The organism is Streptomyces sp. URMC 126 (genome assembly GCF_051386555.1).
Taxonomy (GTDB): Bacteria; Actinomycetota; Actinomycetes; order Streptomycetales; family Streptomycetaceae; genus Streptomyces.
This window is the reverse complement of the sequence record NZ_JBPQTX010000721.1, coordinates 1-337: the sequence shown is the minus strand read 5'-3', so window position 1 is coordinate 337 and position 337 is coordinate 1. Positions and strand designations below refer to the sequence as shown.

The 337-nt window shown below is 64.1% G+C and carries 1 pseudogene; it reads left to right on the top strand.

Features of this window, described 5'->3' with window-relative positions:
• Positions 1-24 precede the first annotated feature (24 nt).
• Positions 25-337 (top strand): annotated as a pseudogene (locus ACSNOK_RS33625) (DUF6603 domain-containing protein); the annotation flags it as partial.

The following is a 337-nucleotide window of genomic DNA, read 5'->3' as shown; positions in this document are numbered from 1 at the left end:
GCACTGACCTTCCCGCTCCTGCGCATGCTGTACGTCTCCGAGCCGCTGGACAATCAGCTGACGGATCGACTGAACCAGGTGCTGGCCGATTACGATCTCTCCCCATCGATCTTCCCCCGCCCCAGCGTGGCGCTCCAGGACGTCTGGGAAAAGGGCCTCACCGGCGTTCTCACCTGGAAGGTCAACGGCGGCGAGATGCCCGCCATCAGCGTGCACTACCTCAAGGAGAAGGACGAGGAACCGAAGCCGGACAAGGAGATCGCCTTCCCTGGCCTGCCGGTGTCCTACGGGCCGCTGGAGATCGCGGCGCTCAAGCGGGGCAAGGACAAGAAGTACC